This window comes from Pseudomonas sp. B33.4 (assembly GCF_034555375.1).
Classification (GTDB): domain Bacteria; phylum Pseudomonadota; class Gammaproteobacteria; order Pseudomonadales; family Pseudomonadaceae; genus Aquipseudomonas.
This window is the reverse complement of the sequence record NZ_CP140706.1, coordinates 1,477,383-1,503,438: the sequence shown is the minus strand read 5'-3', so window position 1 is coordinate 1,503,438 and position 26,056 is coordinate 1,477,383. Positions and strand designations below refer to the sequence as shown.

Here is a 26,056-nt window from a genome sequence, read left to right as displayed (position 1 = left end):
GCTCTGCTTCAAGATGGGATTACAATCCACATAGCGAGGCCGTGGATATCTGAGTGAATACCGGACTGCCCGGAAAATTGGCTCAAACGAGTTCATGCTCCCATTTGTAGCTGCTGTATAGGAATGGTCGGCTGTCTTCCTTGGTAGTCTCCACAACCCTCAGGCGCACCTTCGTGCCTACTGGATAATCTCTGATCTCTCTCGAGCACTCAATCTTCATGTTTTGGGCAAAGGACTGCCCGCTTGTTGGTCGCACGCCATTCTTGCGGCGGGCGGGATCATAGAAAACCTCCGCGATGATTGAAACGTATTCCTTTGGGTCGTGCCTGCGTTCCCAGGTCATGGTCGCTCCTTAATACATCGTATCTGTCGAGACGTGAGTGAAGGTTAGCCAACGCGTGCTGTCAAAGCCTTATATCTGATTTGTGCTCGAACCTAAGAAAACCTGATACTGGATAAGCAACGCGACTTGGACAATGGTTTCCTGATTGGTCACCACCCACGTTTAGAGAACAGCTATGACTTATCTACAGATTTTGTATCGATTGCGATCAGGTTTGTGGATTTTGGAGGCATAAATCCACGCAACTACAACCTCTGATATAGCGTTCCAAGGCATGGCTTCTGATAGGGCCGTGATTACTTCCACCAGTCCCGAACCTTGAGAGTTTGTGAAAAACATATGAATGGGGCCGTGCAAAATCTTGGCCTCATCCAGAGCGTCGAGGAACGACCCTGCGCTGTGTTTGAAAAGTGTTAGGCGAATTTATGTATAGGTGTCTGTGTCCATGCTGAACTCACTGGTCAAATTGGAAGCGGCAGCGATATCCGCTGTAATAATTATCAGATCAAGGTCTCCCTCGGGAGAGGCTGGGCGGGCGGCGTTCCGATGAAGGGCCCGTCCCAAAGCGCACCAAAAATTTCCAGCCGAAAAAAAATAGGACCAATTTATTTCAGCGCGTCGCGACGATAAACAACCTGGGAAATGGCAGCAGCACCGAGCCATTCGCCAACGCCGGATAAGCCTTCTCAACCTCCGCCAGATACTGCTCCAGGTACTGCGCCTTTTCCGCCTCGGTCAGCGGACTCAAGAACGGAATCAACCCGCTGCCCTTGAACCACTCCACCACCCCCGCCGCCCCGCCTGAGAGCTGATGGTGATAGGTGGTGCGCCACACATCGACCCGCGCACAATGTGGCCGCAGCATCGAGAAATAATCGCCGGCGCTCGCCATGTCGGTACGCTGGCCCGCTGCACCCGCGAGTTTACTGGCCCAAGGGCCATTCGCGGCGACTTCACGCATCAAGCGGTGGGAAGGTTCATTGAGGTTGTCCGGCATCTGGATCGCCAGGCTGCCACCGGCAGACAGTTTGCCTGCCAGTGCCGGCAGCAACGTCGCGTGATCCGGCACCCACTGCAGCACGGCGTTGGCGAAGATCACATCGAACGGGCCTTCATCCGCCCATTTATCAATCTCCCCCACGTCGAACCGCAAATCCGGCAAGCGCTTGCGAGCTGCATCGATCATGTCCGCCGAACTGTCCAGCCCGCTGACTTTCGCCCCGGGAAAACGCTGCACCAGCAGCTCCGTCGAGTTACCGGGACCACAACCGATATCGACCACGGTTCGCGCGTCAGACGTGGGAATCGCCGCCAGCAGATCGCGGGCCGGGCGGGTGCGTTCATCTTCGAAAGCGACGTATTGTTTGGCGGACCAACTCATTGCGTTCTCCTGTCGGGGACATTTCAGCGGTTCGTCACGATACAGGGTGCGCAGCGAGCAGTTCCACAGCGGCTCGATTGCAAACGGTGTCAGACCGTCCTGCCTGCTTATAGCCAATAGGTCGGACCTTATGGATTCAGCGACCGTCCGTCGAGCCATACAAAAGCGATTTTGACAGCCAAAAAATCGTACCTATAGTCAAGGAGCGGCAGTCGGAAGGAACCCGAATCAGTCGATTTCGTGCAAGGAGCACGGCCTGTTCATTTCTCGTGATCAGTGGGTTCCCCCAGTAGTGTGCTCGCAAAAGCCATACGGCAAGCAAGCATCGTCGTGACTGGATTGCAGTCCGACGTTCACTATGAAAAAGGAGCATCACCATGTCTCGAGTGACGGATATTCTGGTTTCCATCGACACCGAAACCATTCTGAAAAAGTATCCAAACATCAGCAAGGATCCGAAGAACCCCACGCTGATCGATTGGAAACATGTGTACATGGTCACCAATCAGGACAACGTCGTCAGTGGCCAGGCCGGTGGCGAACTGGACCTCAAGGCTCAGGTCGGCGATCTGATTCGCTGGCGAGAAACCAGCCTGTCGCAGAGCTTCGAACAGGCGGTGATTTTCTACAAATTCATCCCCAACGCCGGGGAGAACCTGATCTCGCCCCCCTCCCCGCGCAAGGCCACAGCGTGCGTAGCTGTGCCCAATACAAGCAATCCATCCGTGCCAAGCTGCCAGAAAGTCGACAACCACTATTGGTCATCCGAAACCCTGGACTGTGGCCGCGTGACCTATCACTTCCACTTCCTGATCGTCGACCGCAACTGCCAGATCATCGGCTGCTGCTCGTGGGATCCGTTCATTTCCATCCATAACTGATGATGTGTCGAACCCTTTGGGTAACAAGGGGCTCAACCGATCCGCTGCTGCTTCGGTCGCAACAGGATGTCTTGCCTTGACCGAAGCGGCTGTCGTTTTGTGCCAACATCATGAAAGGAATCCATGATGACCAGCGAACCGATCCCTTCACCCTCATCCGCCGTCACCGACGCACACAATGTGTTGCTGATCGTCGATGCCGAATCAGTGCTGACGCGTTATCCGAACCCAAGTCTGGACGCGGCCGCGCCAACGAGCATTACCGATGGATTTATCTTTTTCGCCATAGGTAATAACTCGAAAGAAATAGTCATAAATGACAGCACAATAACAATCCCCGTTGAGATTGACCGCGACCTGCACGTTCGCGGACGCTCCGTCAGCCTGATCGCCGAACACAGTGTGGTCGTGTACCGCATGACAGTGGCTGACAGCGGCGTGCTTTCCGAACCGAACCTGCAAATTCATCCCGATCTGACGGTGCCCGCGCCCAACCCGGACGACCCGACAACACCGGGCAGCCGACAGGCTGATGATCATTTCTGGACGTGCACGCCGAAGAAACCCGGCGACGCGCAATGCGAACTGAGTTTCATGCTGGTCAATCAGCAGTGTGAGGTGGTGGGTTATTTCCACTGGACCGTCGACATTGAGATCAAGCTATAGAGTACCAATGCCAAAACCGGTCGGAAGGCCGGTTTTTCAGGGACATCTCGCACATCAGTAGAATTTTCATATCGCCCCCAATGTCTGAATTTCAAGCACTCCCCCCAATAAGGAACCCCGCTATGAAATTCGCAAAAATCTCCCAGAAGCTCGCGATGGTGGCTGGTAGTCCGAAGACCTTCATGGGCGCGTTGATCCTGATCGGGTTGTGGGGTTTGAGCGGGCCGATTTTTCATTACAACGATACCTGGCAACTGATCATCAACACCTCGACCACGATCATCACGTTCCTGATGGTGTTCCTGATCCAGAACACGCAGAACCGCGACACCGACATTCTCCATTTGAAGATCGATGAATTGCTCTTGGTGACCAAAGAGGCGCAGAACGCGATGCTTGGGCTGGAAGCGCTGGATCTGAAACAGTTGGAGGCGTTGCGCAGGCACTACCGCTCGTTGGGCGAAGGGGAAGTGTTCAATCTTGAGGGGCTGGGCGAGAAGAGCAAACCGAAGCAGGATTTGAATGAATGCTAAAAAGCAAAAGATCGCAGCCTTCGGCAGCTCCTACATAAACAGGTGTAGGAGCTGCCGAAGGCTGCGATCTTTTGATCTTGATTAACGGCTGGCCTGTAACTGGCGGGCCATCTCCAGATGGCTTTGCAGTTTCGGCAGGGTCTCGTCGGCGAAGGCTTTGATCTCCGGCACGTCGGTGGTCTGCGCTTCCTGCTGAATCTGCTCGATGGCCTCTTCGGTGGCTTTAACCTGACTGGCAGCGTAGGCCTGATCGAAGGATGCGCCTTCGGTCACTTGCGGCATCAACTCCTTGGCCTTGCCGGCCAGTTCCTCACGCGGCGCGACCGGCAAGTCGAGCTTCTTGGCGATTTTCGCCAGGTGCTGGTTGGCTGTGGTGCGGTCGTTGATGACGACGATGGTGTAGTCCTTGACCTCTTTCGACTCGGCCTTGCTGTGGGCCAGACGACTGGCCTCGATATCGGCCATGCCTTTGGCCGAGGCATCGTTGATGAAATCGGCGGGCGACTGGGCAAAAGCGCTACTGGCACACAGACCCAACAGCGATGCAAAACTCATGGTGCGTATACGGGTGGCCATTCGGCTCATGGTCGCGCCCTCCTTACTTGCAAAATTCAAGCGGGAGCTTACGCCCCCGCCTCTCAATCAAAACTACCTTCACCGACTACTTCGATTTCTGAGCGGGCTTGCGACCCATATCGGGTTTTGGCTCTTTGTCGACGGTCGTTGTGGTGGTTTTCCCACCTTTGCGACCTGCTTCAGAGGCCTTCGTTCGATCGTTGGCGAAGTTTCCCGAGTTCGAGTTTCTTGAATTAGGCATGATTCTCTACCTCTTGGTAATGATCGTGGCGAGCAGGTGCCCGCCTAAGATTGAGAATTTTCTGGCCGGCAAAGGTTTAGAAAAGTTGCAGTCGCTGCGACGAACGGCGGCCCCGGATCAGCTATTCAACGCGTGATGGTTCAAGCGTTTGGCCGCGTACATCGCCTGATCGGCATGCCGAAACAGTTGCTGCTCCTCACTGCCGTGCTCTGGATAGCGGGCGACGCCAATGCTCGGTTCGATATGCAGATTGTGGCCATCCAGGCGCATCGGTTGCACCAGTACCTGTCGGATTTTTTCCGCCACGCCGTCAGCGTCTTCCGAGGCCTGAACGCTGTGCAGCAGCACGACAAATTCATCACCGCCAATTCGGGCCACGGTGTCGGTTTCCCGCACGCAGCCCTTGAGACGATTGGCCACGGTTTGCAGGAGCATGTCGCCGACGGCATGGCCGAAGGTGTCGTTGACCTGTTTGAAGCGATCCAGGTCGACGTACAACAAAGCCATGTGCCCGGATTGCTCGCGAGCGCCGGCCAAAGCCGCCTTCAAACGATCGCGCAGCAATTCGCGATTAGGCAGTTGCGTCAGTTGATCGTACTGCGCCATGCGCCGCAGGCGGGCGTGCAATTGCTGGCGTTCGATGGCCGTGGCGACCTGAGCGCAAACGTACTGCAGCAGTTCCTTGTCCTGTTCGGTATAGCGCTCGCCGCCGGGCAGACTTTTGACGATCAAGGCACCGATGGTGCCGTTTTTCGAGTTCAACGGTACGCCGAGCCAGCAAGGCGAGTTCTGCCCCGCCACCAGTTCGGCGAAATCCGCCGGGGAATCTGCACTGTCCGGCGTCAGAAGAATCGGCTGGCCGCTACGGATAACTTCCGCGCACAGACGCCCGGTGACGGTGCCCGGTTGCTCGGGTTGCAATTCGTGATCGTCGACGTGATAGGGGAAATTCAGTTGCGCGCAGTGTTCGTCGTACAGCGCCACGGAGAAATTCATCGCCGGCAGCCATTCGCCGATGATCAGGTGGATGCGTTTGAACAGCGCCAGCAGATCTTCGGCCGCATGGGCCGCTTCGGAAATCGCGTACAGCGCTGCCTGGCGCGACTCGGCCTGCTTGCGCTCGGTGATGTCGCGCGCCACGGCGATGCGCAGTTGGTCGACTTCCGACCAGCGCGCCGACCAAAGGATATGCACGACGCTGCCGTCCTTGCGCAGGTAACGATTTTCGAAGTTGAGTTTGGGTTCGCCGCCCATGATTTCGTTGGCGGCGGCGAGCGTGCGCTGACGATCCGCCGGGTGCACCAGCTCAATCATTTGCCGGCCGATCAATTCTTCAGGCGAATAGCCGAAAACCCGTTCGCAGGCGGCGCTGACAAAAACGAAGCGGCCTTGCTTGTCGACCGCACAAACGGCGTCCAGCAACAGGTCGATAAAACTCGCCAACGGCGCGGAATTTCGGCTTTCCATGGTTCAGCGTGGGTGTCCGGGCAATGCAGCACTGTTCAACCATCCCTGACCTCGTGATTGCGCCTCCCTGCACTCACTTTCAAGCCTTGTTCGGCATCAGCCCCGGCAGCGCATGCATCAGCGCGTTGATGGCAAAACCGATGAACATCACGCCGCACAAGCGGGTGATAAGCAGCTCATGACGCTGATACAGCGTGCGAACCCGTTGCGCGCCGACCACGCCGATCAGAATAGCGTAGGCCAGCAGGCCACCGAGGAAACTCAGGGCAATCAGCGCCGGCAGCATCGACCAGTTGAGCAGTTCGGCACGGCTCGACAGCAGCGCGGTGAACGTCGCCACCGCCACCGGATAGGCCTTGGGGTTGGTCAAACCAAACAAAATGCCGTGCCAGAACGGCTTGCGCGCCGCGCCTTGCGGTTCGTCACCGTTGCGACGCTGGGCCCGCACGGCACGCCAGCCAAGCCAGAACAAGTACAAGCCGCTGAGCACACCGAGCACATCAAACGCGGTGCTGCCGATTTCCCGGGCGCCGACAATCGCGATCAGCGCCGTACTGCACCAGACCACATCGCCGAGCAGGTGCCCGCAAAGAAACCCCGCCCCGGCCCGTCGCCCATGGGCTGCGCCAATGCCGAACACCGCCAGTACACCCGGTCCGGGCGTAATGCCGTAAATGAAACCCGAGGCCAGCACGGCCATTAGCAACGATGGAGTCATGGAAAACCTGCAAGCGCCAGAACACGTGGCGGCCAGTCTATAACAGACAAATGTGTCTGATCATGACTCGTCGTAAAAATGCATGCCGGCGTATGGTTTTTGCCGACAGGCTGCCAGTCGTGAAGCGAGATCGCCGACGTGAGCCTCGAGCTTGTGGCCGTCGGGATCGAGGAAGTAGAACGACGCGCCTTCGCTGCGGTTATCACGCCACTCCTGCACGTTCACCGCTTTCAGCTTTGCTACGAATGTTGAGAAATCGGCTGCATTGAGGCTGAACGCGTAATGGGTGTAATCGGCGCACGGTTCACTCGAGCGCAACGGATCAAGCGACAGACACAACCACAACCCCGGCAGCGACAAGTAGGCACCGGCATCCCACGTGGCTTCGACGCGCAGTTGCAACACATCGCGATAGAACGCCAGGCTGCGGTTCAGATCGCTGACCGCGAGTGTCAGGTGGTTGAGGCCGGTGAGCATCGGGTCAGTAACCTCTGAGGTCTTCGGGGACGGTGTATTGTTCGCCGTCGTAGGTCAGGGTGATCTGTTTTTGCTTCAGGCGGGTGGTATTAGAAACGCACTCTTTACCCGACTGGGTGTTTTTCATTTTGCTGCCGCTGGTGGTGACAATCAAATCGGCCAGACCATGATGACTGGAAGAGCCGATCTCGACGGTTCGGCGAATCGTCTTTGTGTAGCCTTCGCAATCATTCATGAACTCGCCATTGCTCTTGGCAACCACCAAGCCCTCCAGCACCGGACGCAACTCATTGCCTTCGCGCACATACAACGCCAGATCGGTTTTCTCGTAGGGAATGGCGTGGGAGCTGTGCACGAACTTTGAACGCAGGCCGAAAGCGCGAACTTCCGGCGCCAATCGATAGCGCGCCGTGTCGATGCGCAGATCCTCAAAGCGCACGGCATCGGAGTTGTAAGCGCCCGGTTTACGGTAAGTGGCGATGGGGTTGTAAGTGCTGGCGTTGACGATCGACAGATCCAGATCGAAGACCCCGGCATCATCGCCGCCGGCGTCGGCAAGATAAGTCGATTTAACCGCAATCGCCTGGTTCTGCACGGCCGGCCAGACTTTGCAGCGCGACAGGGATTTGCCGTCGAAGTCTTTGGTCTGGCAGGCGGCCTGGGCTTGGGCGGTTGTCGTTAAAAGACCCATTGCGATGAAAGAGCCCAGCAAGGTGATACGCGAAATCATTGTTCTTCCTTGAGTAGAAAAAATCTGTCTTAGAGGCCTTTGAAATCTTCAGGCATTACGTAGTTTTTGCCGTCATAGCGAAGTGTCGTCAAGACCGGTTTTTGCGTGACGGTATTGGATACACACGCCTCGCCTTCGCCCTCGCCAACGGTCGAGCTACGGATCGTTTTGATCATCAGGTCGGCATAGCCATGGCTGCTGGTCTTGGCCAGCGCCACGGTTCGCGTAGTCTCGTAGCGCTCTCCCGCACAATTGCCATCCCACTCCCCGCCATATTCATACATCACCAGCCGATCCATGACCGGACGCAATGCGTTGCCATCTTTCACATAGAGCGACAACCAGGTTTCATCCAGAGGATTCACCCGCGAAGAACCTTTAAACCGTACCCGCACGCCAAAGACCTGCAATTGCGGCGCGAGCTTATAGCGGGCGGTATCGAATTTCAGTTCGTCCAGCGCGATGGCATCAACAGAGAATGCCGAGGGCTGATAGAAGCTCGCTAGCGGCTGCGAGTCTGCGCTCGCCACCAAGGCCAAACGCAGATCGTAAAGCCCAATAGTCTCTGACTCGCCATACACCGGATCGGGCGAGAAATGGGCGGCAGCGGTTAGCGTCAGCCCGGGATACGCCGGCCAGTCCTTGCAGAGTGAAAAATCCATCTCATGCGCCGTGGGTGCCGGTGTGCAATCAGCAAATGCCTGCCCCGCCAGCAACCATCCGCACAATACCGCACACCCGATCCAGCCAGACTTCACTGTCACTTCCCGCTCCTTGATTATTTTTTCAGCCGCGCACTATCCCTTGCTCAATCGTTCGATTCAACCAGTTCAACGCCTGATCCCCACCCCTGCGCTTATGCCACGCCAGCACAAACGTAAACGGCGCAATCTCGAACGGCGGCGGCACCACGATCAGTTCACGCTGATCAATCTCACGCACGCTGCGTGAAGACACCGTAAGAATCAGATCCGTGCCACTGATGAACTGCGGCGCGACGTTCCAGTGCGGCAGGCTGATCGCGACGCGGCGACGTTCACGCAGAGACGTCAATGCGCGCTCGATTTCTGGTGTGCCGCTGCCGCGCATTTCCAGCAGTACGTGCGGCCGCGACAGGTAGCTCGGCAAATCCAGCACACCGTTGGCCGGCAGCGTCTGGCGATCCAGCAGGCAGACGTAGCGCTCTTCAAACAGCACCGAACTACGCAGTTCGTGGGGCATTTCCGGGAAGACGCCGGCAGCGACGTCGATATCGCCATTGAGCACGCCTTCCAGCATGCCTTCGCGGCTGGCATGGCTGATTTGCAGGTCGATGCCCGGTGCCTCCCGGCGCAGAGTGCGGATCAGCGTAGGCAGAATGATCGCCGCGCCATAGTCCGACATCGCCACGCGAAAGGTCCGATGCGCACTGGCCGGATCGAAGGTGTTCGGCGCCAGCAGCGATTGCACCTGGGCCAGCGCTTCGGTCAGCGGCGCGACCAGTTCCAGCGCTCGCGCGGTGGGCACAAGGCTTGAACCGGCACGCACCAGTAACGGATCACCGAGCAGGTCGCGCAACCGCGCCAGTGCATGGCTGACCGCCGGTTGACTGAGGTGCAGACGCTCGGCGGCGCGGGTGACGTGTTGCTCGCTGAGCAAGGCGTCGAGGATCACCAACAGGTTGAGGTCGATGCGGCGCAGATCATTCATCTGATGCATGTTCTGGATGATGAAACGGAATTTAAATCTGCGCGACGAATACTCTAGAGTCCAGAAAAATCTGTTGGAGAATCGAGATGAGTACGTTGCAGTGGGCCGGATTGTTGGTGCTGGCCGCGTTTGCCGGGGCCGTGGTGCCGTTTCGAGTGCGATCAACAGCAATCTGGCGCGTGGGCTGGGACATCCGTTGTGGGCGACATTGGCGTCGTTGCTGGTCAGCGTGTTGGTGCTGTTGCCGGTGATTATGGCGTTGCGTTTGCCGTTGCCGTCGTTGGCGTTTATCAGCAAGGCGCCATTGTGGATGTGGGCCGGGGGTGCGTTTGGCGTGTGTTTTGTGGCGTTGGCGGTAGTGTTGTTGCCCAAGCTTGGCGCTTCAGGGTTTGTCGCGCTGGCGTTGGCTGGGCAAGTCATTGCTTCGATGGTGCTGGATCACTTCGGGTGGTTCGGGCTGGTTGAAAAACAACTGACGGTATCGCGGGTGTCGGGCGCGCTGTTATTGATTGCCGGGGTGGTGTTGATTCAGTTTGGTGGGGTGTTTGAGAGGAATGCAGTGGCTCCTGGATGATCGTTTGAATCGATGATTTTCAGTGACCGGAAGTCAGTCTTCGCGAGCAAGCTCGCACACAGGGGAATGTGTGTGTTCAGGTGGGGATCGGGTGCAGGTCGCAGTTGCGTCCGGCCTTAGCCAGTTGACCGGGCACTTCGTGGCCCAGCAGATCCGGCAAGCTGCGCGCGGCAAACGGCGCGGTGATCAGGGTGCCAATCTCGATCACTTTGATCGCACTCAAGGGGGCAGTCATCGCAGAGTACCTCTTGTTCTTGGAATAGGTGGCCAAGGCTAGAGGAACGCCAAGCGAAGAATCCAATCTTCTCTCGGCAATGAGCGTTCGCGAAATGCGAACGCTCGGGCGAGATTTCGTTGAACTCAGGTCCGTCATCAGCCGGTCGGGCTCACTGACCGGGGTTGGTCAGTGGCGGCAGGATTGCCCGATTTCGCCCACGTCAGAAAGGTGATTACTCGACAGACTTTCGTCGCTTCGCCCTACAAACAAAACTCCGTAGCCTCTCAGGATTCGCGGAAACAGCCGATTTTTGCTGAGCTTTTCGCTCTGTAAAGTCTGGCAATACACACAAATTGCAACACCCCATGGATCGCTACGCTCAAGGAATGTCGCCTGTGAATCTTCCGTTGCACACGCCCAATCTGTATTCCAATTTCCGCAAAATCATCGCCCTGGCCGACTATGATTGGGACATCGCCGAGCAGAGCAAAGTCGCCGGCCTCAATGTCGAAGTGAAGAGCCCCAACCACCTGCTTGATCAGTATGGACGTGAATTCCATCATTTCTGTACGACCTCATACCTTGGTCTCGACCATCACCCTGCATTGCTCGAAGGCGCCATCACCGCGTTACGCGAAACCGGCAGCCTGCGGGTTGCCAACTCGAAAAACCGCTGCAAACTGGCGATTCTCGAGCAATACGAGAGCGAATTGTCGCAACTGTTCGACGCCGTCTGCCTGAGCACCTTGTCTTGCAGCGCCGCCAGCGCTGGAATCCTGCCATTGCTGGCCAGCGGCATCTTCACCGAAGGCCGGCCACCGGTAATGGTGTTTGACCGTCACGCGCATTATTCGATGAGTCATTTGAAGGCCGCGTGTGCCGATGAAACCCGCGTGGTGACTGCGCCGCATAACGACATGGATTTCCTCGAGCGCGCATGCCAGCAATACGGCCGCGTGGCGTATGTCGCTGACGGCGCGTACAGCATGGGTGGCGTCGCCAACATGGAAGACCTGCTGTATTTGAAGGAGCGCTACGGGATGTTTCTTTATCTGGATGACTCCCACGCGTTGTCCGCTGTCGGTCAGCATGGCGCCGGCCTCGTTCGGCCACGGATGGCGGCACTGGAGGAGGACTGCCTGATCGTCGCGTCACTGGCCAAGTCGTTTGGCGCCAGCGGCGGGTTGGTGATGCTGGGCAACGGGCGACAAAAAACGCTGATTCAGCGCTACGGCGGGCCTAGCAACTGGTCGCAGAGTCTCAACTGCGCGGCGATCGGTGCCGGCAGAGCGTCGATCCGCCTGCATCGCAGCGCCGAGTTCGCCACGCTGCAAAGCAATCTTGAGGCTAATATCCGCCTCTTCGACAGCCTGATCAGCACCGAACAATGCCACAGCAACATGGCCATTCGGTTGATCAAATGCGGACAGGCTGCCGTGGCCAATCGTATTGCCAGTGAATTGGCCGAACAGGGATTTTTCACCAGCGCGGTATTTTTCCCGGTGGTCGCACAAGGCAAGGCAGCCATCCGTATAACCCTGCGTGCGGACATGCCGCCGGCGCTGATTCGGCGCTTCTGTGAAGTGATCACCGGGCTGTTGCGCATCCACCGTGGCAATGTCGACGACTGAAAACAGGGACGAGTCATGAACGCCAGCGTCACCCTCCTGATCACCTGCAGCACGGTTTTTCTCGCCCAGTTGGGCATGAGTGTTTATTTGCCGGCATTACCGGAGATCGCCCTTTATCTGGGTGCGGAACCTGCGCTGGTGTCGTGGGGGTTGTCGCTGTACCTGATCGGCATGGCGCTGCCGATGTTGTTCTGGGGCAGTCTGGCCCAGCGCATCGGACGCAAACCGGTGCTATTGGCGGCGTTGGTTATTTACGGGGTGGCCAATCTGGCGTTGCCGTCGGGTTCGACGCTTGAAGCGTTTTTGCTGCTGCGACTGATGCAAGGCGTCGGTGCCAGCGGTATTTCGGTGATGGCGCGGGTGCTGATCCGCGACAGCTTTCGCGGCGATCTGCTGGCCAAGGCGTTGTCATGGATTTCGATTTCGTTCGTGGTGGCGCTGGGCATCGGCCAATATGCGGGCTCGCTCATCGAGGTGACACTGGGCTGGCAAGCGATTTTCTACTTGCTCGGTGTGACGAGCCTGTTGATGGCGCTGATTGTGGCGCGAGTCACTTTCCCAGCGATGGCTGACGAACCGGCCAGCGCCTCATCGTGGTCGGCTTATCGGCAAATTCTGTTGCACAGGGGGTTTCTGCTGCCGGCTCTGGCCGGTGGCTTGGGCTACGGAGTGATCATCGCATTCAACACTGCGGCGCCACTGATACTGCAGGGGCCATTCGCGTGGTCGTCGGCGGATTACGGACTGCTCGGCTGGCCCATCAGCGCTGCCTATTTTCTCGGCGCGCTGGCGGTCAATCACTTCGTGCTGCGCACCGGTCAGGCGTGGTTGATGACGGTCGGCGCAGGTTTGGTATTGGCCGGTAGCAGCGTGATGTTGCTGGGCAGTCTGACGGCCAGTTCCATCGCACTACTGTTTTGGCTGCCGTATTGCGTGGCCGTGTTCGGCCAATCGTTGAACTACCCGATCAGCCTGTCCCGTGCCAACGATAGTGCGCCGATTGCCGGTGCTTATGCGATGGCACTGAGTGGGTTCATTCATCAATTGATGGCGGCAATCATTGGTGCGATGGCCAGTCTGATCGCCAGCCCACAAGCCTGGCGCCTGTCGCTGCTGTGCACGTTGCTCGCTGTCGGCACGATGCTCTGCGTGCGGTTCACACCGAAAATGCGATGAACCTGCCCGTCAGCTCGCCGCTGTCAGCAATCGCACCAAGTGAGCGGATTCATTGCTCTGCCCCAGCACCAGCATCGACGAATCCTGCAGACAGGCGTCCTGCGCAATCCACTCGATAGCAGCCGCGCCTTTTACATCAAATGCCGGATCCACGGCGCCGTCGATCAAAAAGCCTCCCGTGAGTAACCGTCGTTCGCCGTCCGAGGTCTGTCCGCCCGTGACGATCCGTTTGCCAGCGCTGTCATCCAGCGCAAGCCCTGCTTTCCAGCCTTTGAGATCGAGTACTCCTGTCGCAGCGGTGATAACAGGGTTGTTACCGTTGAACGTTTCATCCATCTGGCCGGCGTAGTTGATCGCGCTGATGAAGGCATGCTGGAACTTGTCCCCTGCCGACGCTTCGACCGCCGATCCGATCAACAGTAAGCGCCCTGACGTTTGCACAATGATCTGCTCGACCGAGCTTTCGAGCGGCTTGTTATCCTTTTGAAGGTTCAACAGCAATGTCCCGTTGTTGCCAAACGCTTCTGCGACTTTTCCGGTGTGGTCGAACGCCATGACCAATCCCTGGTTGGTTACTTGTGTTTTCCCAAACACCAGAATCAGCCCATTGCCCAGCTGGATGATCCCCAGCAACGTGATCGCCACCTGTGGCAGCGTCAGAACAATCCAGCCGTTGTCAGCGAACGATGAATCGTCAGAGCCATCGAGATGTAACCGCGTCAGCAATCCACTGCCTTTTTGCGAGGTCACGAACAACAGTCTGTCCGTCTCTGCTGCCTGAGGAGTGGATTTCGCCAGAATCAGACGCCCACCCGTAGCACCTGTCAGCAGAGGAATACGCGTCGGCACAATCCGATAGCCGCTCTTATCGTCGCCGAACCCGGTATCCGGCGAGCCGTCGGGCAAGAACCGGGCGATGACCTGTTGGTAATCGATGGCCGTGTCTTTGATCACGCCAATCACACCACACAGATAGATCCGACCGTTTGCATCAACGATTAACTGCCCGCCTTGCGACAGCAGATCACTGCCAAATTGGCCGCGAAGATAGCCGTCATCACCAAAGTCCCGATCTCGATCTCCATTGGCATCCAGACGCACCAGGCCGAAATACGAAAGCCCCGATACCTCAACGGTTGCGCTGACCATGATCTGCCCTGACGGAGTTATCGCCACCCCACGGCCAATGGTCTTGCTCGCTCCGGGAAAATTCAGCGTTCGCAGGCCAAAGCGATCATCCAGCTCTCCCGCTGATTGTACTTTTGCTGTTTTGCGGGCTTTCGATACTTTGGATGCTATGGCTTTCGGCATGGTCGTGTGCTCCTTGAGAGATCGAAGTCGCCCCCCGTTGTCAGAGCATTCGATCCGAAGCAGCCATGCCAGACAACTGACAGAAATGACAGTTTTTTAGAAGAAAATGAAATTACCAACCAAGCAAAAAAAGCTAAAAAACTGGTAGTTCTTACAGGTTCGAAACGAATTACGCCGTGCCAATGTTTCGCTTCAAATCAGCTTGAAGGGAGAAGAACAATGAGTGCTCCGCCAAAACGCAAACGAAAGGCCCCGCCACCACCGATCATCCTTCTTCCCAGAGAGAAAACCACAACCGGGCCTGCAACACTGTTGCTCGGCAGCGGTATACCGGGTGCTCTGGTGCAGGTTTGGAACATTGAAAATACGCATTCGCTCGGTGGAGGTCGGGTCAGCGATTATGGACGGTGGGCGTTTAGCATCAGCGGTCTCCAGTCTCCAGGGGATCAGGGGATTAAGGCCCACCAAACGTGGAATGGCGTCACGTCAGAATGGAGTGAGGCGCGCAGGTATACCGTGCTACTGCGGCCGGAAATCGACGTCCCGGTGGTTTTCGAACCAAAAGAGGGAGCACAGGTAGATACGGTTCCGGTCTTTTCAGGAGATGTCACACAGGCTAGTGGCTTCGTTAACATTATCGATCTGGACAACGGAGAGGTGATTGCCGAAGCCGACGTCGACTCCCTCAAGCAATGGCGTACTCAGGTTACCTTACCTCCCGGACTGTATCGGACATCCGCTATTCACAACATCGAAGGGACGGTGTCTGACTGGGGCCGTGTTCGAACGTTTACGGTGACCGCTGGAGGCAAGGGCAAGGGCAAAACCTGACCATCAATAATTCAACCCGACCTTGTCTCTCAAAACGCGTTACGAAAAATCTCCTCGATCTGGCGCTGATCCGCCGCCCGAGGATTGGTCAGACCGCAGGCGTCTTTCAGCGCATTGCTGGCGAGCAGCGGAATGTCACTGAGTCTGGCGCCCAATTCGCGCAGGCCAACGGGAATCTCGATATCTTTGGCCAGGCAGCGGATCGCATTGATCGCCGCCTGCGCGCCCTCTTCCGCGCTGAAACCGCGAATGTCGGCGCCCATGGCGTGAGCAACATCGGTCAGCCGATCGGCGCAGACCAGCGCATTGAACGTCTGCACGTGGGGCAGCAGCACCGCGTTGCACACGCCATGGGGCAAGTCGTAGAACCCACCCAGTTGATGCGCCATCGCATGCACGAAACCAAGCGAGGCATTGTTGAAAGCCATGCCGGCAAGGAACTGCGCGTACGCCATGTTTTCCCGCGCGGCGAGGTCGCTGCCGTCGCGTACGGCCAGGCGCAGGTTGTTGCTGATCAGAGTCATGGCTTTCAGCGCGCAAGCGTCGGTGATCGGGTTGGCGGCCGTCGAGACATAGGCTTCGATGGCGTGGGTCAACGCATCCATGCCGGTGGCGGCGGTCAGGCCTTTGGGCATAGCAACCATCAGCTCCGGGTCATTGACCGACAGCAGCGGCGTGACGTTGCGGTCGACGATGGCCATTTTCACGTGGCGCGATTCGTCGGTGATGATGCAGAACCGCGTCATCTCGCTGGCGGTGCCGGCGGTGGTGTTGATGGCGATCAGCGGCAGTTGCGGCTTGCTCGATTGATCGATGCCTTCGTAATCACGGATCTGTCCGCCATTGGTCGCGCACAGGGCAATGCCTTTGGCGCAGTCGTGCGGCGAACCGCCGCCCAGCGACACGACGAAATCGCAGCGACTTTCCTTGAGCAGCCCCAGACCCGACTCGACATTGGCGATGCTCGGGTTCGGTTTGGCGCCGTCGAAAATCACCGAATCGATGTCCTGCATCGCCAGCTTCTCGGCGACCATCGTCGCCACGCCCGCCTTGGCCAGTCCCGCGTCGGTGACGATCAGCGCTTTGCGAAAACCATAGTTGCGGATCGCGACCATGGCTTCGTCGAGGCAACCGTTGCCCATGATGTTTACCGCCGGAATGAAAAAGGTGCTGGTCATCTGCGTCTCCTGACTGGGGCCAAATCGACTGCTGCGATCCGGCGGACAGACACAGGATCGACCGATCGGTCACCACCGATGTTGATCTGGCTCAATGCCCGCTCGTGATAAAGTCGCCGCCCATCAGCCCCTTTGTTTTGAGACGCCTGCGCAATGACCGATTTTCTGGATGTCGACGCCACCCTCGAAGACTGGAACGCCTTGCGCGCCACCAGTGACTTCAACGGCCTGCTGGTGGGCAATGGCGCCAGTCGTGCGGTGTGGGATGACTTCGGCTATGACTCGCTGTTCGAAAACGCCCGAACCGTTGAAGAGAAACCGCTGAGCCCGTCGGAGCTGGCGGTGTTCGACGCCATGCAAACGCGCAGCTTCGAGCAGGTACTCGGCGCGCTGAAAACCACCAGCCGGGTCAACAAAGCGTTGGCCGTCAGCTCAGCGGCGCCGCGCAATCGCTACTACGCGATCAAGGAAGCGTTGATCAACACCGTGCACGCCGTGCACATTCCGTGGCGACTGGTGAAGCCTTCGACGCTGGCAACGCTGAATGAAGAACTGGCGCGTTATCGCACGGTGTTTACCACCAATTACGACCTGCTCAACTACTGGGCGCTGCAACATCACAGCGAGGCAATCGACGACCTGTTCAACGGCGCCAATGCAAGTTTCGATCTGAGCGAAAGTGCCACCGACAAACCGCGTTTGCTGTATCTGCACGGTGGTCTGCATCTGGTGCGCAATCAGGACGGCACCGCGCGCAAGCTGACCTCGACCGAAGGCACGCTGCTCGGCAGTTTCGCGATCAACAATACGATCAAGACGCTGGATGACGTGCCGCTGTTCGTCACCGAAGGGCCGAGTGCAGACAAGCTCAAGACCATTCGCAGCTCGGATTATCTGTCGTTCTGTTATGAGCAGTTGTTGGGGCATGGCGACAGCTTGTGCATCTTTGGTCACGCCTTGGGCGAGCAGGATGCGCACATTGTTCGGGCGCTGCGCCTGGCGAAACCGCAGGTGGTGGCGATCTCGATTTATCCGCGCAGTGCGGCGTTCGTACAGCATCAGAAGCGGCATTACGCGAAGGTGTTCGAAGGCACGGGGGTTGAGTTGCGCTTTTTTGATGCGAAGACGCATGCGCTGGGCAGTCCGAAATTGTCGGTGCCCGTCGAGGTTTGATACAGGCCTGACTGACGCCTTCGCGAGCAGGCTCGCTCCCACATTTGGAATGCATTCAACCTGTGGGAGCGAGCCTGCTCGCGAAGCTTTTGGGGGGCGCCTCAATCTTCAGCGCTGTGCACCACCACCAGCAACTGCGCCTGCACATCCCCGACCGATCTGATCCGGTGCGGCTTCTGCGCATTGAAGTGCAGCGCATCGCCGCGCTGCAGCAGCACTTTCTCGTTCATGAAATCCACCTCGACCTGCCCTTCGTGAACGAACAGAAACTCCTCGCCCAAGTGCTCCTTGAAGGTCTTGTCGCTGAACTCTTTTGGCGGGTAGATGATGAACGGCAGCAGGTTGCGCTCGCTGACCTGATGGGCCAGCACGGCATAACCGGGGCTCTGATCATTGGCGGCGAGTGACTGACGCTCGTGGCTGCGCACCAGGCTGTAGCTGTCGAGGCTGACGTTGTCTTCGGAGAACAATTCCTCGACTTTGACGTTCAGCGCTTTCGCCAGTTTCAACGCGGCAGCAATCGACGGGGTGTTGAGCCCGCGTTCGACTTTGGACAGATAACTCTTGGTCATGCCGGATTTTTCGGCAAGTGCTTCAAGGGTTACGCCAAGTTTTTTTCTCAATAATTTCAAACGGATAGACATGCGCAGCGGTTATTCCAGCAAGGAAGCGACGATTTGTGCTTGCCAATGACACTTTGTGTCATATAGCCTCTTTAGTGTCATCTGCAATCACCCAAAGGACACAGACATGGCCAAGACATTAGCACTACCCAAAGACCAACTGGTCAAGCAAGCGCTGACCCAGATGCAAAAAAGCCTCGCGGATAATACGTGGACGGACCGGCAAAAGCTGGCCCTGACGTGCCGGATTCTATTCGAGAACGGTCATGACTCAGGTCTGGCCGGACAAATCACCGCTCGTGGCCCGCAGTCCGGCACCTATTACACTCAGCAACTGGGTCTGGGTTTCGACGAAATCACTGCGAGCAATCTGTTGCTGGTCAACGAGGACCTGGAAGTCCTCGAAGGTCACGGCATGGCCAATCCGGCCAACCGTTTCCACAGCTGGGTGTACCGCGCCCGTCCGGATGTGAACTGCATCATCCACACTCACCCGACCCACGTGGCGGCGCTGTCGATGCTGGAAGTGCCACTGCAGATTTCCCATATGGATCTGTGCCCGCTGTACGACGACTGCGCATTTCTCGAAGGCTGGCCGGGGGTGCCGGTGGGTAATGAAGAAGGTGAACTGATTGCCGGTGCGCTGGGCGACAAACGCGCGATCCTGCTTTCGCACCACGGTCAGCTGTCGACCGGTACGACGATTGAAGAAGCATGTGTCATCGCCCAACTGATCGAACGCGCAGCCAAGCTGCAACTGCTGGCGATGGCCGCCGGCACGATCAAGCCGATCATCCCTGAGCTGGGCCGCGAAGCGCATGACTGGATCGCCAAGCCAAAGCGTCACGCCGCCGCCTTCAACTATTACGCCCGGCAGAACCTGCGCCAACACGCCGATTGCCTGAACTGAAACCTGTTACGGAGAGATTCCCATGTTCACTATTCACGGCATTATCGGCTACACCATCACCCCGTTCGGCGCCAATGGCGAAGGGCTGGATCTGCCCGCGCTCGGCCAATCGATCGATCGTTTGATCGACAGCGGCGTTCACGCCATCGCGCCGTTGGGCAGCACTGGCGAAGGCGCTTACCTGAGTGATTCAGAGTGGGACCAGGTCGCCGAATTCAGTATCAAACACGTGGCCAAACGTGTGCCGACCATCGTCAGCGTGTCCGACTTGACCACCGCCAAAGCCGTGCGCCGTGCGCGTTTTGCTGAAACTCATGGCGCCGATGTGGTGATGGTGCTGCCGGCCTCGTACTGGAAGCTCACAGAGGCAGAAATCCTCGCCCACTACCGCGCCATCGGTGAGAGCATCGGCGTGCCGATCATGCTCTACAACAACCCGGCCACCAGCGGCACCGACATGTCGGTTGATTTGATTCTGCGCATCGTCAACGGTGTGGAAAACGTAACCATGGTCAAGGAGAGCACCGGCGATATTCAGCGCATGCACAAGCTGCAATTGCTTGGCGAAGGTCAGGTGCCGTTCTACAACGGCTGTAACCCGCTGGCGCTGGAAGCGTTTGCCGCTGGGGCGAAGGGCTGGTGCACGGCAGCGCCGAACCTGATTCCAAAACTGAATCTGGACTTGTACGCCGCATCGTTGGCGGGGGATCTGGACCGCGCGCGCGAGCTGTTCTATCGCCAGTTGCCATTGCTGGATTTCATCCTCAAGGGCGGTTTGCCGGCGACGATCAAGGCCGGGCTGCGTCAGACCGGGCTTGAAGTGGGCGATCCGCGCTTGCCGGTCTTCCCGTTGAGTGACGCGGGCCAGACTCAGCTGCAAGCAATCCTCAAGACCCTGCGCTGATCCACTGACAACGCAAAAACCTGTGGGAGCTGGCTTGCCAGCGATGAGGCCATTTCATTCAGCATCGATGTTGAATGATCCACCGCCATCGCTGGCAAGCCAGCTCCCACAGGAATGGTGGTGGATTTGAAAGCGGGTTTAGAGGACAGGCAAGGTCTTGTCCTTGATCACTTTGCTCGGCCCGTTCGTCTTGACGCTGACAATGCCTTTATCGCACGCCGCCTCCGATGAATAGGATTCGCTGCTGCCAATGATCTGGTGGTTAGCCGCTTTCAGATTGAAGTACGGGTGGCCGTCCTTCGTCGACTTCTTCTCGTAGCGCTCATCCAGCGGGCTATTGGTTTGCACCGCAGCGATGCCGCCGTCGGCCGCGGCGCGAGTGGTGTACAGCTCGCTGGTCAGAATCGTTTCGGCATTCGCCGCTTTCAGCACAAACCTGAACTGGCCGTTGCTGCTTTTACTGAGTTCGTACCATCCGGACATGCTCGTTTCTCCTTGGCAATTGAGAGATTTCGCGCAAATGAGTAAAGACCAGCCCCAGCCTTCTGTCGCCTGTACCGGCCCAATCGCTGGCAAGCCAGCTCCCACAGGGGTCTGTTGTGTGCCCTACAACTGTGCCGCATCACAATACCTGTGGGAGCTGGCTTGCCAGCGATGGGGTCAACCCGGTCTGGCCTATTTCACCACCGCCCGCACCACTGACAACGCCGGCGCACCCACCCGCCGCTGACTCAGATAGCGCGTACAACTCACCCGCAGGAACGAGGCAAAATTCACCACCTCCCCGCGATAATCCATCACCTCCTCATACAGTTTGGCGATCAACTGATTGGTGGTCATGCCGTCGACCTCGGCGATTTCGCTGAGGATGTCCCAGAACTGATTCTCCAGGCGCAGCGTCGTGACCACGCCGCAGATGCGTAGCGAACGCGAGCGCGATTCGTACAGAATCGGGTCAGCCTTGACGTAGAGCTCGCACATCGGCGATTCCTCGTTACAGGGTGATTTTAGTGCCGAGCAAGCCGAGGAAACCGGCCAGCCAGTTCGGATGCGCCGGCCATGCCGGGGCTGTGGCCAGATTGCCTTGAACGTGGCCGTCCGTCACCGGAATGTCGATGTACGTACCGCCGGCCAGTCGCACTTCCGGCGCGCAAGCCGGATAGGCGCTGCATTCGCGGCCTTCCAAAACGCCCGCCGCCGCGAGCAGTTGCGCGCCGTGACAAACGGCAGCAATCGGTTTTCCAGCCTTGTCGAAGGCGCGCACCAGATCGAGGACTTTTTCGTTGAGGCGCAGGTATTCCGGGGCACGACCGCCGGGGATCAACAGCGCGTCGTAATCGGCTTCGTTGACCTTGGCGAAGTCGAAGTTGAGGGCGAACAGGTGACCGGGCTTTTCGCTGTAGGTCTGATCGCCTTCGAAATCATGGATCGCGGTGCGCACGGTTTTGCCGGCAGCCTTGTCCGGGCAAACGGCGTGGACGGTGTGCCCGACCATCTGCAGGGCCTGGAACGGCACCATCACTTCGTAATCTTCGACGTAATCGCCGACCAGCATCAGGATCTTTTTCGCGGCCATGGGGAGGACTCCTCTGGGGAATGCTTGGGAATATTGAAGGTAGACCTTATCCGGAGGCTCGGGTAACAACCGGCTACTACCGAGTTGACTTCATCGCTGGCAAGCCAGCTCCCACAGGTTCTGAGGCGATCACCGATGTTGTGTTCAACTCGGACACTGTGGGAGCTGGCTTGCCAGCGATGCGATCTCAAACTGTACGGATAAGTCTGTGCCTAGCTGTAACAGCCCGAACTGCACGGTTTATGGCTTGATGAAGGCTATTCCCTGCCACTTACGATTCCGGTCCCCCATCATGTCCTCACGCGAAAACACCGGCATGGCCCTCGGCCTGCTCGGCGTGGTGATTTTCAGCCTTACCCTGCCCTTCACCCGCATCGTGGTGCAGGAACTGCACCCGCTGCTCAACGGTTTGGGCCGGGCACTGTTCGCGGCGATTCCGGCAGCGTTGCTGTTGCTGTGGCGCCGCGAGAAATGGCCAACGTGGCAGCAGGTCAAAGGCCTGAGCCTGGTGATCGCCGGGGTGATTCTGGGGTTTCCGGTGTTGTCGGCGTGGGCCATGCAAACCTTGCCGGCGTCTCACGGGGCGCTGGTCAACGGCTTGCAACCGTTGTGCGTGGCACTGTATGCCGCATGGCTGTCCCATGAGCGTCCGTCAAAAGCATTCTGGGCTTGCGCGGCTTTGGGCAGTGCGTTGGTGCTCGGTTATGCGTTGTATACCGGGGCCGGCAGCATTCAGGCGGGTGATTTGCTGATGCTCGGCGCGATTGCCGTCGGTGGACTGGGTTATGCCGAAGGCGGACGGTTGGCCAAGGAGATGGGTGGCTGGCAAGTGATCTGCTGGGCGCTGGTATTGTCGACGCCGCTGTTGATCGGGCCGGTGCTGTATCTGGCGCTGCAGCATCAAGGGGCGGTATCGACCAAGACGTGGTGGGCGTTTGGTTACGTGGCCTTGTTTTCGCAGTTTCTCGGATTTTTCGCTTGGTACGCGGGGCTGGCCATGGGCGGGATTTCCCGGGTCAGTCAGGTCCAGTTGCTGCAGATCTTCTTCACCATCGCATTTTCGGCGCTGTTTTTTGGTGAACACGTCGAGCCGATTACCTGGGTGTTTGCCTGCGGCGTGATTGCCACCGTCATGCTCGGTCGCAAGACCGCCATCAAACCCCATGTGGGAGCGAGCCTGCTCGCGAAGGGTCCGTAACAGCCAACATCATCGTTGACTGTCAGTCCGCTTTCGCGAGCAAGTCGAATCGTCGCACCGTCGCTCCCACAGGGTTTTGTGTCAGGCCAGGTAGCCGTCAGCGCGCAGCAGGGTTTCCAGGCAGTGCTCGCTGATGTGGTAGAAAGCCTTCAACTCTTCGATCTTCACCAACAGCTGAGCCGGGTCGACCGGCTCGGCGCGTTTTACCGCGAGAATCATCTTGTTCTTGTTGGTGTGATCCAGCGAAATAAACTCGAACACTTTGGTCTCGTATCCGCAGGCTTCCAGGAACAGCGCACGCAAGCTATCGGTGACCATTTCCGCTTGCTGACCGAGGTGCAAACCGTATTGCAACATCGGTTTGAGCAGCGCCGGGCTCTGGATCTGCAGGCGGATCTGTTTGTGGCAGCACGGCGAGCACATGATGATCGACGCGCCTGAACGGATGCCGGTGTGGATCGCGTAGTCAGTGGCGATGTCGCAGGCATGCAGGGCGATCATCACATCCAGCTCGCTTGGCGCCACGCTGCGCACGTCACCGCACTTGAACACCAGCCCCGGGTGATCGAGCTTCGCCGCGGCGGCGTTGCACAGGTTGACCATTTCCTCACGCAACTCAACGCCAGTGACCTCGCCCTCGGCCTTCAAGGTGTTGCGCAGGTAATCGTGAATGGCGAACGTCAGGTAACCCTTGCCCGAGCCGAAATCCGCCACACGTACCGGTTGGTCCAGCGCCAACGGCGACGAGGTCAGGGCATGGCTGAACACTTCGATGAACTTGTTGATCTGCTTCCACTTGCGCGACATCGCCGGGATCAGCTCATGTTGCGCGTTGGTCACACCCAAGTCTTTGAGGAACGGTCGGCTCAGGTCGAGATAACGGTTTTTCTCACGATTGTGTTCGGCAGACGGCGCTTCGCGCAATTGCTGAGGTTTGCTCTTGAACAGCGAAGACTTGCCCTTTTTGCTGTATTCAAGCTGGGCTTCGTCAGTCACCGCGAGTAAATGCGCATTTTTGAACGAGGCCGGCAACAACTCGGCAATCGCCGCCACACCTTCAACCAAAGGCAGGTTTTTGGTGATGTCGCGGGTTTTGTAGCGATAGACGAAAGACAGATTCGGCTGCGCTTTGACCGTCACCGCTTTGATGATGACCCGCTGCAGTTCCGCCTCTTCACCGACGTACTTGGCCAGCACCAGTTTGATGAAGCCGTTCTGTTCGAGACTGGTTTGCAGCAGCTCGATGAACTGGGCGTGGTGATCGGGCGCGGGCTTGGTGGCAGGTGCAGTAACGGACATGGAAAAGCGGCCTCGGACGGGCGAAATCGGGAATGGCGGGTATTTTAGGGGGGTTGGGGGTCGGGGACACGCTCTTATTTACCGAACGGTTCTCAAGAGCGCCCTCACCCTAACCCTCTCCCGGGGGGAGAGGGGACTGACCGAGGTGTTTTCAAGAGTTACGCCGACCTGAAATACCGAGCCGAACTCAGGTCTGAACGAGTTGCTTTGAATCCATAATCGACTCGGTTTCTCAGGTCGATGTCGAGCGCCAGACACCTCGGTCGGCCCTCTCTCCCTCTGGGAGAGGGCTGGGGTGAGGGTTTCGATCTTAAAAACACTTCAGCCCAACACCACCAACCGATTCGGCAACTCATTCCTGACCTGCGTCACCGGCACATGCACTTTCAGCAACTCGCCACACGCTTCGATGCAAGTGACAAACCCTTCCAGCGTGCGCCCCAGCCGCACCTGCTCGGTAAACGCCGCGACAATCGCATCCCAGGATTTATTGTCGAGCCGTTTGGAAATTCCCTCATCCACCAGAATCTCCACATACCGTTCAGCCTCACAGACAAAAATCAGCATGCCAGTACTGCCCACCGTGTGATGCAGGTTCTGCTCGAGAAACTGCCGGCGTGCCAGGTTCGACGCGCGCCAATGCCGCACGCGGCGCGGAATCAGATGGGTAGTGATTTTCGGCAAACGAAACAGCAGGCACAGCACGATGAACGCGCCCCACTGCACCAGTAGCAGACTGCGCAGGGTCAGCCACCCGGTCAGGTAGTGCACAACGCCCGGCACCACCAGTGCCAAAAGGCTCGCCCACAACAGCGGGATGTACGCGTAGTCATCGGCGCGGGCGGCCAGCACCGTCACCAGTTCGGCGTCGGTGTCGCGCTCGACCCGGGCGATTGCCTCGGCGACTTTGCGTTGTTCGTGTTCAGTCAGTAATGCCATGTTGAAAAGTGCCTGCTCATTATTCTTCTGATCTCACCAGCCGCCGGACGAACCGCCGCCGCCGAAACTGCCCCCGCCGCCGCTGAAGCCTCCACCACCGCCACCAAAGCCGCCGCCACCGCCAAAGCCGCCCCCTCCTCCGGAGCCACCCCGGCCGGCAGGCAGGATACCGAGCATCTGGCAGACAAACACCGTCAGGATGAACAACATCACCAAAAACACGAACAATGCCGGGTGCCGCGAGATGAAATCATCGGACGGATCACCGCTGGATTCATACACCGTCGATGGCTCGTCGAGCGGATTTCCGCCCAGCACCACCAGCATCGCCGCCACGCCATCGCTGATGCCTTTGCTGAAGTTGCCGGCCTTGAACGCGGGGGTGATGACTTGATGGATGATCACTGAAGTCTGCGCGTCAGTCAGTCGGTCTTCCAGGCCATAACCGACTTCGATGCGCAGTTTGCGCTCGTCACGGGCGACGATCAGCAGCGCGCCGTTGTTCTTGTCCTTCTGGCCGATGGCCCAATGGCGGCCGAGCTGGACGCCGAAGTCCTCAATGGTTGTGCCTTGCAAATCCGGCACGGTGACGACGACCAATTGCTCGCCGGTCGCCTGCTCGTGGGCCTGCAATTGCTGGCTCAGTTGCGCGCGCACCGTTGGGTCGATCATCTGCGCTTCATCCACCACCCGGCCGCTCAGCGCCGGGAACGTCAGCTCGGCCCGGGCGTTGATAGCGAACAGCAACAGCATCAGCACCAAGCCCATCTTCAACACGCGCATGAATACCCCCCACCGATCCCTGTAGGAGCTG

General features: G+C 58.1%; 30 protein-coding genes and 1 pseudogene. 11 read left to right on the top strand and 20 right to left on the bottom strand.

The genetic code is table 11. The features are described from left to right. Nucleotides 1-82 precede the first annotated feature (82 nt). Both U6037_RS06685 and tam read right to left on the bottom strand, forming a co-directional pair. A complete protein-coding gene (locus U6037_RS06685) occupies nucleotides 83-343 on the bottom strand; it encodes a hypothetical protein (RefSeq protein WP_273914379.1) in 261 nt (86 codons plus the stop codon). Between the two features lie 610 nt (nucleotides 344-953). Next, entirely contained in the window at nucleotides 954-1,724 is a 771-nt protein-coding gene (tam, locus tag U6037_RS06680; protein WP_322846203.1) for a trans-aconitate 2-methyltransferase, read from the bottom strand. Between the two features lie 377 nt (nucleotides 1,725-2,101). Between tam and U6037_RS06675 the strand changes: the two genes are divergently transcribed. From U6037_RS06675 to U6037_RS06665, 3 genes are all read left to right on the top strand, one after another. Next, a complete protein-coding gene (locus tag U6037_RS06675; RefSeq protein ID WP_016982769.1) occupies nucleotides 2,102-2,605 on the top strand; it encodes an inclusion body family protein in 504 nt (167 codons plus the stop codon). A 126-nt stretch (nucleotides 2,606-2,731) separates the two neighbouring features. Continuing rightward, complete coding sequence (locus tag U6037_RS06670; protein ID WP_322846202.1) at nucleotides 2,732-3,271, top strand: AidA/PixA family protein; 540 nt, start codon at nucleotides 2,732-2,734, stop codon at nucleotides 3,269-3,271. A 122-nt stretch (nucleotides 3,272-3,393) separates the two neighbouring features. After that, nucleotides 3,394-3,804 carry a low affinity iron permease family protein gene (locus U6037_RS06665; RefSeq protein WP_064119712.1) on the top strand — a complete coding sequence of 137 codons (411 nt, stop codon included), beginning with the start codon at nucleotides 3,394-3,396 and terminating at the stop codon, nucleotides 3,802-3,804. Nucleotides 3,805-3,885: 81 nt separating this feature from the next. Here U6037_RS06665 and U6037_RS06660 read toward each other — a convergent pair whose 3' ends face one another. The 8 genes from U6037_RS06660 to U6037_RS06625 all read right to left on the bottom strand — a co-directional run bounded on the left by U6037_RS06660 (nucleotide 3,886) and on the right by U6037_RS06625 (nucleotide 9,711). Next, complete coding sequence (locus tag U6037_RS06660) at nucleotides 3,886-4,389, bottom strand: DUF4142 domain-containing protein (protein WP_322846201.1); 504 nt, start codon at nucleotides 4,387-4,389, stop codon at nucleotides 3,886-3,888. Nucleotides 4,390-4,465: 76 nt separating this feature from the next. Next, nucleotides 4,466-4,621 carry a KGG domain-containing protein gene (locus U6037_RS06655; RefSeq protein WP_007911485.1) on the bottom strand — a complete coding sequence of 52 codons (156 nt, stop codon included), beginning with the start codon at nucleotides 4,619-4,621 and terminating at the stop codon, nucleotides 4,466-4,468. A 117-nt stretch (nucleotides 4,622-4,738) separates the two neighbouring features. Continuing rightward, on the bottom strand, nucleotides 4,739-6,088 hold the full coding sequence (locus U6037_RS06650; RefSeq protein WP_322846200.1) for a bifunctional diguanylate cyclase/phosphodiesterase: 1,350 nt from the start codon (nucleotides 6,086-6,088) through the stop codon (nucleotides 4,739-4,741). A 79-nt stretch (nucleotides 6,089-6,167) separates the two neighbouring features. Next, nucleotides 6,168-6,806: a LysE family translocator gene (locus tag U6037_RS06645; protein WP_116028846.1), complete on the bottom strand. Its 639-nt coding sequence runs from the start codon at nucleotides 6,804-6,806 to the stop codon at nucleotides 6,168-6,170. A 60-nt stretch (nucleotides 6,807-6,866) separates the two neighbouring features. Next, the gene (gene fos, locus U6037_RS06640) at nucleotides 6,867-7,283 is read right to left on the bottom strand and encodes a fosfomycin resistance glutathione transferase (protein WP_322846199.1); all 417 of its coding nucleotides are present in this window, start codon (nucleotides 7,281-7,283) and stop codon (nucleotides 6,867-6,869) included. A 4-nt stretch (nucleotides 7,284-7,287) separates the two neighbouring features. After that, nucleotides 7,288-8,013 carry a hypothetical protein gene (locus U6037_RS06635; RefSeq protein WP_322846198.1) on the bottom strand — a complete coding sequence of 242 codons (726 nt, stop codon included), beginning with the start codon at nucleotides 8,011-8,013 and terminating at the stop codon, nucleotides 7,288-7,290. Nucleotides 8,014-8,042: 29 nt separating this feature from the next. Next, on the bottom strand, nucleotides 8,043-8,777 hold the full coding sequence (locus tag U6037_RS06630) for a hypothetical protein (protein WP_322846197.1): 735 nt from the start codon (nucleotides 8,775-8,777) through the stop codon (nucleotides 8,043-8,045). A gap of 22 nt (nucleotides 8,778-8,799) precedes the next feature. After that, nucleotides 8,800-9,711 (bottom strand): LysR substrate-binding domain-containing protein, encoded by a 912-nt coding sequence (locus U6037_RS06625; RefSeq protein ID WP_322846196.1) that lies wholly within the window; start codon nucleotides 9,709-9,711, stop codon nucleotides 8,800-8,802. Between the two features lie 77 nt (nucleotides 9,712-9,788). Here U6037_RS06625 and U6037_RS06620 point away from each other — a divergent pair. Further along, a pseudogene (locus U6037_RS06620) lies at nucleotides 9,789-10,276 on the top strand (DMT family transporter). Between the two features lie 76 nt (nucleotides 10,277-10,352). Here U6037_RS06620 and U6037_RS06615 read toward each other — a convergent pair. Beyond that, nucleotides 10,353-10,511, bottom strand: a complete 159-nt coding sequence (locus tag U6037_RS06615; RefSeq protein WP_322847377.1) for a hypothetical protein — start codon at nucleotides 10,509-10,511, stop codon at nucleotides 10,353-10,355. A gap of 377 nt (nucleotides 10,512-10,888) precedes the next feature. Here U6037_RS06615 and U6037_RS06610 point away from each other — a divergent pair, with 377 nt between their 5' ends. Together U6037_RS06610 and U6037_RS06605 are read left to right on the top strand one after the other, a co-directional pair. Next, nucleotides 10,889-12,124, top strand: coding sequence for an aminotransferase class I/II-fold pyridoxal phosphate-dependent enzyme (locus tag U6037_RS06610; protein WP_322846195.1), 1,236 nt, complete (start codon nucleotides 10,889-10,891; stop codon nucleotides 12,122-12,124). Nucleotides 12,125-12,139: 15 nt separating this feature from the next. After that, nucleotides 12,140-13,300 (top strand): MFS transporter, encoded by a 1,161-nt coding sequence (locus U6037_RS06605; RefSeq protein ID WP_322846194.1) that lies wholly within the window; start codon nucleotides 12,140-12,142, stop codon nucleotides 13,298-13,300. A 9-nt stretch (nucleotides 13,301-13,309) separates the two neighbouring features. Here the strand turns inward: U6037_RS06605 and U6037_RS06600 are convergent, their stop codons facing one another. Then, nucleotides 13,310-14,611, bottom strand: a complete 1,302-nt coding sequence (locus U6037_RS06600) for a hypothetical protein (RefSeq protein ID WP_322846193.1) — start codon at nucleotides 14,609-14,611, stop codon at nucleotides 13,310-13,312. Between the two features lie 219 nt (nucleotides 14,612-14,830). Here U6037_RS06600 and U6037_RS06595 point away from each other — a divergent pair, with 219 nt between their 5' ends. Beyond that, nucleotides 14,831-15,442 carry a hypothetical protein gene (locus tag U6037_RS06595; protein WP_322846192.1) on the top strand — a complete coding sequence of 204 codons (612 nt, stop codon included), beginning with the start codon at nucleotides 14,831-14,833 and terminating at the stop codon, nucleotides 15,440-15,442. 29 nt (nucleotides 15,443-15,471) lie between these two features. Here U6037_RS06595 and yiaY read toward each other — a convergent pair whose 3' ends face one another. Then, complete coding sequence (gene yiaY / locus U6037_RS06590) at nucleotides 15,472-16,620, bottom strand: L-threonine dehydrogenase (protein ID WP_322846191.1); 1,149 nt, start codon at nucleotides 16,618-16,620, stop codon at nucleotides 15,472-15,474. Nucleotides 16,621-16,773: 153 nt separating this feature from the next. Between yiaY and U6037_RS06585 the strand changes: the two genes are divergently transcribed. Then, nucleotides 16,774-17,793, top strand: coding sequence for a DUF4917 family protein (locus tag U6037_RS06585; RefSeq protein WP_322846190.1), 1,020 nt, complete (start codon nucleotides 16,774-16,776; stop codon nucleotides 17,791-17,793). A gap of 101 nt (nucleotides 17,794-17,894) precedes the next feature. Here the strand turns inward: U6037_RS06585 and U6037_RS06580 are convergent, their stop codons facing one another. After that, nucleotides 17,895-18,437 carry an XRE family transcriptional regulator gene (locus tag U6037_RS06580; RefSeq protein ID WP_322846189.1) on the bottom strand — a complete coding sequence of 181 codons (543 nt, stop codon included), beginning with the start codon at nucleotides 18,435-18,437 and terminating at the stop codon, nucleotides 17,895-17,897. A 106-nt stretch (nucleotides 18,438-18,543) separates the two neighbouring features. Here U6037_RS06580 and U6037_RS06575 point away from each other — a divergent pair, with 106 nt between their 5' ends. After that, nucleotides 18,544-19,326, top strand: coding sequence for an aldolase (locus U6037_RS06575; RefSeq protein WP_322846188.1), 783 nt, complete (start codon nucleotides 18,544-18,546; stop codon nucleotides 19,324-19,326). A 22-nt stretch (nucleotides 19,327-19,348) separates the two neighbouring features. Further along, nucleotides 19,349-20,230: a dihydrodipicolinate synthase family protein gene (locus tag U6037_RS06570; protein WP_322846187.1), complete on the top strand. Its 882-nt coding sequence runs from the start codon at nucleotides 19,349-19,351 to the stop codon at nucleotides 20,228-20,230. Between the two features lie 138 nt (nucleotides 20,231-20,368). Here U6037_RS06570 and U6037_RS06565 read toward each other — a convergent pair whose 3' ends face one another. The 3 genes from U6037_RS06565 to U6037_RS06555 form a co-directional block, all read right to left on the bottom strand. Then, complete coding sequence (locus U6037_RS06565) at nucleotides 20,369-20,713, bottom strand: YegP family protein (protein ID WP_322846186.1); 345 nt, start codon at nucleotides 20,711-20,713, stop codon at nucleotides 20,369-20,371. A 192-nt stretch (nucleotides 20,714-20,905) separates the two neighbouring features. Further along, nucleotides 20,906-21,211, bottom strand: a complete 306-nt coding sequence (locus tag U6037_RS06560; protein WP_322846185.1) for a ribbon-helix-helix domain-containing protein — start codon at nucleotides 21,209-21,211, stop codon at nucleotides 20,906-20,908. A 13-nt stretch (nucleotides 21,212-21,224) separates the two neighbouring features. Next, nucleotides 21,225-21,806, bottom strand: coding sequence for a DJ-1/PfpI family protein (locus U6037_RS06555; RefSeq protein WP_116028833.1), 582 nt, complete (start codon nucleotides 21,804-21,806; stop codon nucleotides 21,225-21,227). 292 nt (nucleotides 21,807-22,098) lie between these two features. Between U6037_RS06555 and U6037_RS06550 the strand changes: the two genes are divergently transcribed. Then, a complete protein-coding gene (locus U6037_RS06550; protein ID WP_322846184.1) occupies nucleotides 22,099-23,004 on the top strand; it encodes a DMT family transporter in 906 nt (301 codons plus the stop codon). Between the two features lie 81 nt (nucleotides 23,005-23,085). Here the strand turns inward: U6037_RS06550 and U6037_RS06545 are convergent, their stop codons facing one another. From U6037_RS06545 to U6037_RS06535, 3 genes are all read right to left on the bottom strand, one after another. Beyond that, nucleotides 23,086-24,303 carry an SAM-dependent methyltransferase gene (locus tag U6037_RS06545; RefSeq protein WP_322846183.1) on the bottom strand — a complete coding sequence of 406 codons (1,218 nt, stop codon included), beginning with the start codon at nucleotides 24,301-24,303 and terminating at the stop codon, nucleotides 23,086-23,088. A 321-nt stretch (nucleotides 24,304-24,624) separates the two neighbouring features. Further along, complete coding sequence (locus tag U6037_RS06540) at nucleotides 24,625-25,242, bottom strand: hypothetical protein (RefSeq protein WP_322846182.1); 618 nt, start codon at nucleotides 25,240-25,242, stop codon at nucleotides 24,625-24,627. A 33-nt stretch (nucleotides 25,243-25,275) separates the two neighbouring features. Continuing rightward, nucleotides 25,276-26,025 (bottom strand): TPM domain-containing protein, encoded by a 750-nt coding sequence (locus tag U6037_RS06535; protein WP_322846181.1) that lies wholly within the window; start codon nucleotides 26,023-26,025, stop codon nucleotides 25,276-25,278. Nucleotides 26,026-26,056: the final 31 nt, after the last annotated feature.

Excerpts from the sequence above, each read along its gene's own strand:
- U6037_RS06615 (WP_322847377.1), bottom strand. The coding sequence starts at position 10,511 with ATGACTGCCCCCTTGAGTGCGATCAAAGTGATCGAGATTGGCACCCTG.
- U6037_RS06655 (WP_007911485.1), bottom strand. The coding sequence starts at position 4,621 with ATGCCTAATTCAAGAAACTCGAACTCGGGAAACTTCGCCAACGATCGA.
- fos (WP_322846199.1), bottom strand. The coding sequence starts at position 7,283 with ATGCTCACCGGCCTCAACCACCTGACACTCGCGGTCAGCGATCTGAAC.
- U6037_RS06575 (WP_322846188.1), top strand. The coding sequence starts at position 18,544 with ATGGCCAAGACATTAGCACTACCCAAAGACCAACTGGTCAAGCAAGCG.
- U6037_RS06595 (WP_322846192.1), top strand. The coding sequence starts at position 14,831 with ATGAGTGCTCCGCCAAAACGCAAACGAAAGGCCCCGCCACCACCGATC.
- U6037_RS06580 (WP_322846189.1), bottom strand. The coding sequence starts at position 18,437 with ATGTCTATCCGTTTGAAATTATTGAGAAAAAAACTTGGCGTAACCCTT.
- U6037_RS06565 (WP_322846186.1), bottom strand. The coding sequence starts at position 20,713 with ATGTCCGGATGGTACGAACTCAGTAAAAGCAGCAACGGCCAGTTCAGG.
- U6037_RS06600 (WP_322846193.1), bottom strand. The coding sequence starts at position 14,611 with ATGCCGAAAGCCATAGCATCCAAAGTATCGAAAGCCCGCAAAACAGCA.
- U6037_RS06550 (WP_322846184.1), top strand. The coding sequence starts at position 22,099 with ATGTCCTCACGCGAAAACACCGGCATGGCCCTCGGCCTGCTCGGCGTG.
- U6037_RS06535 (WP_322846181.1), bottom strand. The coding sequence starts at position 26,025 with ATGCGCGTGTTGAAGATGGGCTTGGTGCTGATGCTGTTGCTGTTCGCT.
- U6037_RS06555 (WP_116028833.1), bottom strand. The coding sequence starts at position 21,806 with ATGGCCGCGAAAAAGATCCTGATGCTGGTCGGCGATTACGTCGAAGAT.
- yiaY (WP_322846191.1), bottom strand. The coding sequence starts at position 16,620 with ATGACCAGCACCTTTTTCATTCCGGCGGTAAACATCATGGGCAACGGT.
- U6037_RS06660 (WP_322846201.1), bottom strand. The coding sequence starts at position 4,389 with ATGAGCCGAATGGCCACCCGTATACGCACCATGAGTTTTGCATCGCTG.
- U6037_RS06585 (WP_322846190.1), top strand. The coding sequence starts at position 16,774 with ATGACCGATTTTCTGGATGTCGACGCCACCCTCGAAGACTGGAACGCC.
- U6037_RS06685 (WP_273914379.1), bottom strand. The coding sequence starts at position 343 with ATGACCTGGGAACGCAGGCACGACCCAAAGGAATACGTTTCAATCATC.
- U6037_RS06675 (WP_016982769.1), top strand. The coding sequence starts at position 2,102 with ATGTCTCGAGTGACGGATATTCTGGTTTCCATCGACACCGAAACCATT.
- U6037_RS06670 (WP_322846202.1), top strand. The coding sequence starts at position 2,732 with ATGACCAGCGAACCGATCCCTTCACCCTCATCCGCCGTCACCGACGCA.
- U6037_RS06625 (WP_322846196.1), bottom strand. The coding sequence starts at position 9,711 with ATGCATCAGATGAATGATCTGCGCCGCATCGACCTCAACCTGTTGGTG.
- U6037_RS06650 (WP_322846200.1), bottom strand. The coding sequence starts at position 6,088 with ATGGAAAGCCGAAATTCCGCGCCGTTGGCGAGTTTTATCGACCTGTTG.
- U6037_RS06635 (WP_322846198.1), bottom strand. The coding sequence starts at position 8,013 with ATGATTTCGCGTATCACCTTGCTGGGCTCTTTCATCGCAATGGGTCTT.
- tam (WP_322846203.1), bottom strand. The coding sequence starts at position 1,724 with ATGAGTTGGTCCGCCAAACAATACGTCGCTTTCGAAGATGAACGCACC.
- U6037_RS06545 (WP_322846183.1), bottom strand. The coding sequence starts at position 24,303 with ATGTCCGTTACTGCACCTGCCACCAAGCCCGCGCCCGATCACCACGCC.
- U6037_RS06645 (WP_116028846.1), bottom strand. The coding sequence starts at position 6,806 with ATGACTCCATCGTTGCTAATGGCCGTGCTGGCCTCGGGTTTCATTTAC.
- U6037_RS06560 (WP_322846185.1), bottom strand. The coding sequence starts at position 21,211 with ATGTGCGAGCTCTACGTCAAGGCTGACCCGATTCTGTACGAATCGCGC.
- U6037_RS06540 (WP_322846182.1), bottom strand. The coding sequence starts at position 25,242 with ATGGCATTACTGACTGAACACGAACAACGCAAAGTCGCCGAGGCAATC.
- U6037_RS06665 (WP_064119712.1), top strand. The coding sequence starts at position 3,394 with ATGAAATTCGCAAAAATCTCCCAGAAGCTCGCGATGGTGGCTGGTAGT.
- U6037_RS06605 (WP_322846194.1), top strand. The coding sequence starts at position 12,140 with ATGAACGCCAGCGTCACCCTCCTGATCACCTGCAGCACGGTTTTTCTC.
- U6037_RS06570 (WP_322846187.1), top strand. The coding sequence starts at position 19,349 with ATGTTCACTATTCACGGCATTATCGGCTACACCATCACCCCGTTCGGC.